Source organism: Streptomyces beijiangensis (assembly GCF_017315755.1).
GTDB classification, from domain to species: domain Bacteria; phylum Actinomycetota; class Actinomycetes; order Streptomycetales; family Streptomycetaceae; genus Streptomyces; species Streptomyces beijiangensis.
Genome location: NZ_JAFLRJ010001360.1, coordinates 1 through 242 on the forward strand (window position 1 = coordinate 1; position 242 = coordinate 242).

Below are 242 nucleotides of genomic sequence, written 5' to 3' on the forward strand. Positions count from 1 at the left end.
GAGGCGGTGGAGCTGACGGGCCCGGTGTTCGGTCCCGCGGACGTCACGGAGTTCGACAGCGACCTGACCCGGCAGCACACCGGCGAACCCCTCGGCGAGCGCATCACCGTCAGCGGCCGTCTCCTGGACAGCCACGGCCGCCCGGTGCGCGGCCAGTTGATCGAGGTGTGGCAGGCCAACGCGTCGCGCCGGTGCGGGACGGATGCTGACCTCGGAGACCGACGGTTCGTACTCCTTCACCA

At 71.1% G+C, this 242-nt stretch carries 1 protein-coding gene; it reads left to right on the forward strand.

What is annotated here, in order from left to right; genetic code table 11:
- The coding region (locus J0695_RS41825) for a dioxygenase family protein (protein WP_443727186.1) at positions 1-242 on the forward strand (242 nt) is incomplete at both ends.